The organism is Mycobacterium innocens (assembly GCF_900566055.1).
Taxonomy (GTDB): Bacteria; Actinomycetota; Actinomycetes; order Mycobacteriales; family Mycobacteriaceae; genus Mycobacterium; species Mycobacterium innocens.
This window is the reverse complement of the sequence record NZ_UPHQ01000200.1, coordinates 1-8161: the sequence shown is the minus strand read 5'-3', so window position 1 is coordinate 8161 and position 8161 is coordinate 1. Positions and strand designations below refer to the sequence as shown.

At 65.6% G+C, this 8161-nt stretch carries 8 protein-coding genes and 1 pseudogene; 5 read left to right on the top strand and 4 right to left on the bottom strand.

All coding sequences use genetic code 11. The annotated features are described in order from the left end of the window. Positions 1-189: 189 nt before the first annotated feature. Positions 190-579, bottom strand: a complete 390-nt coding sequence (locus EET03_RS19590) for a VOC family protein (RefSeq protein WP_063472177.1) — start codon at positions 577-579, stop codon at positions 190-192. Between the two features lie 40 nt (positions 580-619). Beyond that, a complete protein-coding gene (locus tag EET03_RS19585; protein WP_063472176.1) occupies positions 620-1033 on the bottom strand; it encodes a VOC family protein in 414 nt (137 codons plus the stop codon). Positions 1034-1072: 39 nt separating this feature from the next. On the opposite strand from EET03_RS19585, the gene EET03_RS19580 reads away from it, so the two are divergent. Then, a complete protein-coding gene (locus EET03_RS19580) occupies positions 1073-1951 on the top strand; it encodes an LLM class flavin-dependent oxidoreductase (protein ID WP_063472175.1) in 879 nt (292 codons plus the stop codon). A gap of 1 nt (position 1952) precedes the next feature. Here EET03_RS19580 and EET03_RS31775 read toward each other — a convergent pair. Both EET03_RS31775 and EET03_RS19570 read right to left on the bottom strand, forming a co-directional pair. Beyond that, positions 1953-2135, bottom strand: a pseudogene (locus EET03_RS31775) (potassium transporter TrkA); the annotation flags it as partial. Positions 2136-2385: 250 nt separating this feature from the next. Beyond that, a complete protein-coding gene (locus EET03_RS19570; protein ID WP_075542563.1) occupies positions 2386-2766 on the bottom strand; it encodes a hypothetical protein in 381 nt (126 codons plus the stop codon). Between the two features lie 201 nt (positions 2767-2967). Here EET03_RS19570 and EET03_RS19565 point away from each other — a divergent pair, with 201 nt between their 5' ends. From EET03_RS19565 to EET03_RS19550, 4 genes are all read left to right on the top strand, one after another. Further along, a complete protein-coding gene (locus tag EET03_RS19565; RefSeq protein ID WP_122508812.1) occupies positions 2968-3948 on the top strand; it encodes a hypothetical protein in 981 nt (326 codons plus the stop codon). 82 nt (positions 3949-4030) lie between these two features. Then, entirely contained in the window at positions 4031-4246 is a 216-nt protein-coding gene (locus EET03_RS19560) for a hypothetical protein (RefSeq protein WP_136625730.1), read from the top strand. 466 nt (positions 4247-4712) lie between these two features. After that, on the top strand, positions 4713-5690 hold the full coding sequence (locus EET03_RS19555; RefSeq protein WP_122508811.1) for a hypothetical protein: 978 nt from the start codon (positions 4713-4715) through the stop codon (positions 5688-5690). Positions 5691-5771: 81 nt separating this feature from the next. After that, positions 5772-8161, top strand: a 2390-nt coding sequence (locus EET03_RS19550; RefSeq protein WP_208649095.1) for a hypothetical protein, incomplete at its 3' end; no start/stop codon positions are given.

Below are 8161 nucleotides of genomic sequence, written 5' to 3'. Positions count from 1 at the left end.
CGCTACCACCACACCGACATCGAGATCGACAAACTCGCCGAGGCCACCCCCACTCAACGCCGTGCTTTCGACCTCATTGAGGCCACCATCCCCCTGACCATCGCCGCGTAGCCACAAACACAAACCAGCAAACCAGCAAACCCCCAGTTCAGGGCGGAAAACCCTTACCCAGGCAGCCGTAACTTCCGATTAGCCGCCCGAACCGTACGGCCGGGTGAGGATCTCCAGGAAATGTCCGGCAGGGTCCCGGAAATACACCCCACGCCCGCCGTCGCGATGATTGACCTCACCGGGCCGGGTGGCACCGGGGTCGGCCCAGTGCGCCAATCCGCGGGATCGGATCCTGCCGTAGATGGCGTCGAATTCCTGCTCAGAGACCAGGAAGGCGTAGTGCTGACGATGGATTTCCTCGTCTGCCGGGACGTCGGCGTAATCGAGTGACGCGCCGTGTTCGAGTGCGACAACCATGAAGTGACCGAACGCAACCGGCTTGGGCAAGCCGAACAGGTCGGTGAGGAACTCCGCGGACTCTCGCTTGTCGTGCGACGCGACAATGGTGTGGTTGAAGCTGATCCCCATGTGCTGGCCTCCCGTACTTTGCGGCGCCGCGTCGCGCCCGCTATTTGGGCGCGGTGAGTTCCAATGCAATGTTGTCTGGGTCGCGGAACTCGAGAATGTATGCCGGCCCGATGTCTTTGATCGGCTCGTGCCGGATACCGAGATCGTCGAGATGTGTAGCAGCAACGTCTAATTCGGCTCTGCTGCCGACCCGGAACGCGATATGGTCCAGGCCGGCGCGATCCTCGTCGAAGCGGTCGTTTGCCACCGGGCGCAGTCCCAGCAACGCGCCGCCGAGGTCGTAGATGACGCCGCCGAACAGAAAGCCCAACTGCCGGCGCGTTGCCTCATCCGCATTCTCGGGAGCCTCGATCAGCACCGGCCAGCCGAACACGCTCTCGTAGAACCGCCGCGATCGCTCGATATCGGTGACCGTGAGCCTGACATGCGCAATCGACGTGCTGGCGAACCCCATCTAGCTCATGCTGCCAGAATCGCCTTCGTGCAGATAGCCATGACCATGCCCGTGATGGAGCCCGACCTCGACGCGGCGGTGCTCAAGAAGTGGGCGCGCGCAATAGACGACGGACCGTTCTCGTCGCTGTGCTGGGGCGAGCGCATCGCGTTCGACAACCCCGACAGCCTGACGCTGCTGGGTGCGCTGGCCGCCTGGACCGACCGGGTCCGGTTGGTGACGACGGTGATCGTGCCCCAATTGCATCACCCGGTGATGCTGGCGAAGGCGCTGGCCACTGGCGACGTGCTCAGTGGTGGGCGGTTGACGGTGGGAGTCGGGATCGGCGGCCGGCAGGAGGACTACCACGCCGTCGGCGCCGACTCCTCGACGCAGACGATGCGCGGTATGGCCGAGCGGGTGGCGGTCATGAAGCGGGTCTGGGCCGGCGAGAAGATCACCGAGTCACAGCGGCCGATCGGCCCGGCGCCGGTGCAGGCCGGCGGTCCGCCGCTGCTCGTCGGGACGATTGGGCCAAAGACCCTCCGCAGCGCCGCCGCGTGGGCCGACGGGCTCGCGGGAACAACCCTCGACCTCGACGTCGCCAGGCAGAACGAGCTCTACGACGTCGCTCGCACCGCCTGGGCCGAAGCGGGCAAGCCCAAACCACACCTGGGGACGTCGTTCTGGTTCGCTTTTGGGTCGCCGGATCACGCCCGCGCGCAGGTTCATCATCACCTGCGGCGCTACATGAACTGGATCCCCGCCGAATACGTCGATGCCATGGCGCCGATGACCGGCTGGGCCGGTAGCGAGGAACAGCTGCTGGCGGTGCTGCGAAAGTTCGACGAGGTCGGCACCGACGAGGTTCAGCTGATCCCGACCAGTGCTGACCTGGAGCAGCTTCGTCGCGCCGCCGACGTGGTCGCCGCGCTGTAGGTCAGCCAGTCGCCGCTTCAGGCAAGCCACCGACCGCGCGTTGCTGCACGGGTTGGCCTTTGCGCAGCGTCGCCAGCAGCTCGCGGTAGGGGCCGACGAGATAGACGGTGTCGCCGGCCCGCATCCGGGCCTCTCGGCGCGGATGTAGCGTGACCGGCTCGTCGGCCCTGGTGATCGCGATCAAAGTTGAAGTCGCCGTAGCCTCGGGTCGCGATTGTCTCGGTGCTGAAGTGCAGCGCATCCAGCCACGTCATGCCAGGTGGGCGGCGGCAGGCAAAGCGCAACAACACCGTCGATCCGATCAGCAGGACCGTCATCGCGTGTCGCAAGAAACGCCGATCCCGGCGATGCAGAAAGTCGACGGCGCTAGCCGCTTGAGGATCGACTTTCGACAATTTGTTGGCGATGTTCAATGGTTAGCTTGCGCGGAATCCTTAAGCGGCTAGCGGGGTTTCGATGGCGAGATCGGTGAACAGGGTTTGCATGTCGATGCGGATTCGTTCGTAGTCGCGGTCGACGGGTGTCCAGTGCGCGGGTTTGCGTCCCATCTTCGGGCTGCGGATTCCGGCGAGGATGGGTGCAATGACTTGGTCGCGGAGGGTGAGCAGGGCGGCGATGGTGCGTGCGGCCGGGGGCGGCACGTGGTAGCGGCGGGTTCGGCCGGGCTTGTCCACGAGCTGTTTGCCGCGGAGCTTGCGCAGGTCGTAGGCCGCCTGACGAACGCTGTAGCCGCACTGTTCGGAACCGGTGAGGGCGTGCACCTTGGCGGTGAACTCGGCGACGGTGAACCCATTCGGTGCGGGCGCGGGCGCCAAGACGGAGGCGCACCAGTAACCGAGTGTGCAACGAAACCCAGGGTGGTTCAGCATGGTTGATCAAGGCCCGCGACGACGGTGGCCGTGCCTGGGTCATTTGTCGACGGTGTTGAATTGCCGTGACGGAGCACGTGATCGTAGGTTGGGGTGCCCAGGACGGTCGGTGTCGCCGACGTTCCCGCGTCGAGCTGAGGAGGGGAGATGGTGGTGGAGGCTGAGTCGTTGGGGTGGTGGCTGGATTGGGTCAACGTGGTGATCGGGATGATGGGCGACGCGCATCTGCGTGGGGTGGTGGAGTTGGATTATTCGCCGGGGTCGCTGCAAGCCCTCGAGGAGGTGGTGCGTGAGCGCTACCGCGGGCGTTATCCGTTGGGTGATGACGCTTTTGCGGCGGGGGTGGCGGCCTATGTGGGGGAGACGTTGATGCGGGTGGGTGGGGGTGCGTGGGACTGGAGCACCCAGTGGCCTGGTGACGCCGGTTCTGGTGATGGCGAGCTGGCTCGGCATTGTTGGTTTGTGTCGGGTGCCGACGAGCCCGATGCGGTGGGGTTGCCGGTGGTGCGTCCCGACCCGGTCACCGGGCTGTCGCCGGTGTCGCCGGTGCATTTGTTGCTGGAGGCGGCGCAAAGCAGCGACGGCGGGGTGTGGGTGTCGACCTATCAGGGTTGGCGAGATGCGGTGGATGCCTACGTTGCGGCGCATCCGGGTTGGGCGCCGAGCAAGCAGCACACGCTGGCTGATGGGGTGTTTTCGTCGCCGCCGCCCTCGGCGGTGCTTGATGAGTGGTTGGCGGGTCAGCGTGCGGATTTTCCGCGGTGGGCGGCGCGCTACGGCGGCCAGTGGGATTACAGCCCCGACAGTATTGATCGGCTGACTGCGTTGGTCAGCGCACTCACCCCGACGGTGGAGGCGTTCAACGACCCGGCCAACGCCGAGTTCGTCGAGGGCGCCTGTTTCTATCTGGGTGAGACGCTGCGCCGCGGCATCCCCTGCCGCTGGGTCTACCGTGACGTCCTTACCGACGAGGGTGATCCGGTTACGGCCAGTTTTGAAATCCAGATGAACGACAACGCCGACTTCACCGGCCCCTTCAGCCTGCTGCGATACATTATTCGACACCGCGATCCGGGTGACACCCGCGACTTCTATCACCGTTGGACCAAAACCCCCAGGACGTGCTGAATTGCGGTGGCCCGCCGCGCGATCGTAGGTTTTGGTTCCCGGGGCGTTTGATCGAGCCCGGTGACGGTAGGAGGTGGTGGCGATGTCGGGGTTGGCAATGCGCGGTCGGCGTGGTCTGGCCCTGCTGCTGGTGGTGGTGTCGGCGCTGTTGCTGGCCCCCGCCGGGCCGGCGGGGGCCGAGCCCGAGCCGTTGCCGGGGTATTCGGTGGCGGATCCGGTGCAGGGGCCGCCGGTGGCCTACGAGTATTCGTCGGCGAATGTGCTTGGTGCTGCTGCTGTTTGGTTGATCTCGGTGTGAATTGGGTCGTGCGTGTGGTGAAACGGATTGGGTTGGGGTTGCTGATTTTTCGCGCGGTTGGGGGTTGATAGTGGCCGAACCTGTTGGGGTTCAAGGGATATAGGACGAACGATGGGGTTTGTGGGGCATGGTTGGGCCGTGGTGTCCAGCCGGGGTGGGTGTGTGTTGGGCGGGTCGATACCGATGAGGATGGCGGTGGCGCGTGGTGGGTGTGGGTCGCTCACCGGGTCTCGGGGCTGTGCCGGCGCGGCTGTGTGGGTTCGGGCGGGTTCCACGAGTTGGGCTGTGGGTGCCCGGGGCGCCCTGGTAGGGCGGCATGGTTGATTAAGGCCCGCGACGACGGTGGCCGTGGCTGAGTCATGGGTCGACGATGTTTGAATTGCCGTGACGGAGCACGTGATCGTAAGTTGGGGTGCCCAGGACGGTCGGTGTCGCCGACGTTCCCGCGTCGAGCTGAGGAGGGGAGATGGTGGTGGAGGCTGAGTCGTTGCAGTGGTGGCTGGATTGGGTCAACGTGGTGATCGGGATGATGGGCGACGCGCATCTGCGTGGGGTGGTGGAGTTGGATTATTCGCCGGGGTCGCTGCAAGCCCTCGAGGAGGTGGTGCGTGAGCGCTACCGCGGGCGTTATCCGTTGGGTGATGACGCTTTTGCGGCGGGGGTGGCGGCCTATGTGGGGGAGACGTTGATGCGGGTGGGTGGGGGTGCGTGGGAGTGGAGCACCCAGTGGCCTGGTGACGCTGGTTCTGGTGATGGTGAGCTGGCTCGGCATTGTTGGTTTGTGTCGGGTGCTGAGGAGCCGGATGCGGTGGGGTTGCCGGTGGTGCGTCCTGACCCGGTCACCGGGCTGTCGGCGGTGTCGCCGGTGCATTTGTTGCTGGAGGCGGCGCAAAGCAGCCACAGCGGGGTGTGGGTGTCGACCTATCAGGGTTGGCGAGATGCGGTGGATGCCTACGGTGCGGCGCATCCGGGTTGGACGCCGAGCAAGCAGCACACGCTGGCTGATGGGGTGTTTTCGTCGCCGCCGCCCTCGGCGGTGCTTGATGAGTGGTTGGCGGGTCAGCGTGCGGATTTTCCGCGGTGGGCGGCGCGCTACGGCGGCCAGTGGGATTACAGTCCGGACAGTATTGATCGGCTGACTGCGTTGGTCAGCGCACTCACTCCGACGGTGGAGGCGTTCAACGACCCGGCCAACGCCGAGTTCGTCGAGGGGGCCTGTTTCTATCTGGGTGAGACGCTGTGCCGTGGCATCCCCTGCCGCTGGGTCTACGTCGAATTCCGGGACCCGGGCGACCCGGTTACCGCTAACTTCAAGATCCAGATGAACGACAACTCTGACTTCACCGGCCCCTTCGGCCTGCTCTGGCGCATGATCGAACTCCGCGACCCTGGGCGCACCCGCGATTTTTATCACCGTTGGACTAATACCGTTGGGCCGCGCTGAATTGCGGCGCGCGACCGCGCGACCGTAGCGTGAGGCTGCCGGCCCGCTAGGAGTGCCGGGCGGTGATGGGAGGTGGTGGCGATGTGTGGGTTGGCAGCGCGCGCTCGGGGTGGTCTGGCCCTGCTGCTGGTGGTGATGTTGGCGCTGTTGCTGGCCCCCGCGAGGCCGGCGGGGGCCGAGCCCGAGCCGCTACCGGGGTATTCGGTGACTGATCCGGTGCAGGGGCCGCCGGTGGCCTATGAGTATTCGTCGGCGAACGCGCTGGCGGCCGTGGAAGAACCCACGACTAAACAACTGGAAGACATCAAGGTCGCGTCCCTAGCGCCGTGGGGTACCGAAGAGAATCTTCTGCAGAATTGGAAGCTGTACAAGCGCGAGCGGGCACCGTACGTGGCGAAGCCGCTGACCTGGGCGAAATACCGCGAGCAGTACATCCGCATTTACAACAGCAACCATATTGGCGCGAGGTTCGAAGAAATCGTCCGGGGCTTGCCGTATTTCAGTAATGGTGAGTGGCGGTTCAATCAGCGGCTGCCCGACAGCGAGGTGAATCGGCGCCCGGATGCGCTGAACGAGCCCGAGTTGTGGGCGCAGGGCAAAAACTGGTTGTGGGATTTCAAAACCGGGGCCATCAGCAAAGACCAACTCAAAGACTTTCTTCGGTACTGCGAAGAACACCACCTCAACGCGGGCATTGTGTTCGACAGCAGACCGTTGTCGAAAACGCTGAGCGCCATGAATGACACCGCCGCCCAGGTCGCCAAAGAGCTTGGACTGGCGCGCGCGCCGGCGATCACCTCGCGATTTCTCAATATCGCGCCACAGGCCACACCGCCGGGCCCCGGAGTGTTGGCCACCGGCTCGCAAAACCCGGTCGACGGTGGTGGAGGCCAACCCGTTGACCAGTCGCCGGACTCGCCCGAAGACGTCGTCGAGAAGCAGTGGGTCGCGCAGTTCCTGCAAGGCCAGGCCAACGTCCAGCCGCAGGCGCCGACCTCCGCGCCGGTACCCACGGCGGCGCCGGCCCCGCAACAAGTCCCGGCCTCCCAACAGGTCCCGGCCCCGCAGGCGCCTGCACCCGCGCCGGCGGGGCCCGGTGTGCCCAATGTTGGGGGTGTGCCGGCGTGGCCGATCACCGCGGTGAACCTGGCCAACGCGTGGGCCAGCGCGGTCGCTTCTGCGCTGGCCGCGGCCGCTGGTGGGGTGCCCGGTCTGGTGGCCAATATCGCCGGCGGCGTCGTCAACGGCATCGGCGGGATCGCTGCCGGCCTGCCCAACGCAATCGCCGGCGGGCTGGGCGGCGCCGTGCCCGGTGTGGTGGGTGGGGTGGACTTTTCCACGCTGGAGCTGCGCTACATCGCTGACACGGATTACAGCGGCGGCGGGGTGCGGTATGCGTTTGCCGCCAATGCACAACCCGGGGAGGCGCCGTCGTTCGGGGGCCACGCCAACGCGGCGATGGCCTCGGATGCGTTCTTCGTGTGGCTGGCGTTGCCGACCTCGGCGTTCACGGTCAATCTCAATCCCAACGAGCCCGACCGCATCATTGATGCGCAGTTCGGCCGTACCGATGCCGGGCGGGTGTTGTTGGAGGCCGATTACACGATGAAGCGGGCCACCGCGCAGCTCGTCGATCCGTCCACCGTGGACGGGCACCGGTTCCTCGACGCCCTGCAAGGCTCCAAATGCTTTTCCCCGCAACGCAAGTGGATCGTGCCGCTGCCGGCCAGCGTGGCCCAAGACGGTAATGGGATGTATCTGCTGGACGCGCCGCTGGACGTCAAACTCGAGATCCTGGGGACCGATCTCAAACCTGGCATCGGCTGCCCGGGTCAGGATCCCGCGATCACCCGCGGCAACGACGAGTTGTACCGGACCACGATCTTGCCCAAGATCGTGGCGGCGGTCAACCACGCCGCGGAGTACGCCGATCTGCGTCGGGTGTATGCCTCTCGGGTAGCCGCCGAGTGGTATCGCCAACACAGCGCCACCAAGACCACCGCGTATTCGACGATCGTCAACTCCGGTGACATCAGCGCCTGGACGTCCAAACAGCCGTGGAGCCCGCAGGACATTTTCGCCCGCTACCGCACATCGTTCTATCAGGGAGATGCCACCTACACCTGGCAGGCCGACGAGCGCACCAGCTGGACCTTGACGGTGGGTGGGGTGGACTTCACCACCATCCCGATGGTCACTGTGGCACCGGCCGAATTCGTCAAGGCGCATCCGAGCCTGCCCGCTACCGCTAGTGACGCGCTGTTTGGGCCGCGGTTTGAGAACTCCGGGCAGCAGGTGTGGTTGGGCGGGTTGACCAGCGCCCAACCGCTCAGTCAGGTGTGGCGCGGTGACCCCAGTTTGTTTGCGCCGCTGCCTAACTCGTTATCGGGTGCCTCGCTGAGTCCGATCCTCTATGCGGTGATCACGATGCCGTTGGCGGCCTGGCTGGGGGTGGGGGGCCTGCTGTGGTG

Coding starts and splice junctions, on each gene's coding strand:
- EET03_RS19580 (WP_063472175.1), top strand. CDS start 1,073: ATGACCATGCCCGTGATGGAGCCCGACCTCGACGCGGCGGTGCTCAAG.
- EET03_RS19565 (WP_122508812.1), top strand. CDS start 2,968: ATGGTGGTGGAGGCTGAGTCGTTGGGGTGGTGGCTGGATTGGGTCAAC.
- EET03_RS19590 (WP_063472177.1), bottom strand. CDS start 579: ATGGGGATCAGCTTCAACCACACCATTGTCGCGTCGCACGACAAGCGA.
- EET03_RS19560 (WP_136625730.1), top strand. CDS start 4,031: ATGTCGGGGTTGGCAATGCGCGGTCGGCGTGGTCTGGCCCTGCTGCTG.
- EET03_RS19555 (WP_122508811.1), top strand. CDS start 4,713: ATGGTGGTGGAGGCTGAGTCGTTGCAGTGGTGGCTGGATTGGGTCAAC.
- EET03_RS19585 (WP_063472176.1), bottom strand. CDS start 1,033: ATGGGGTTCGCCAGCACGTCGATTGCGCATGTCAGGCTCACGGTCACC.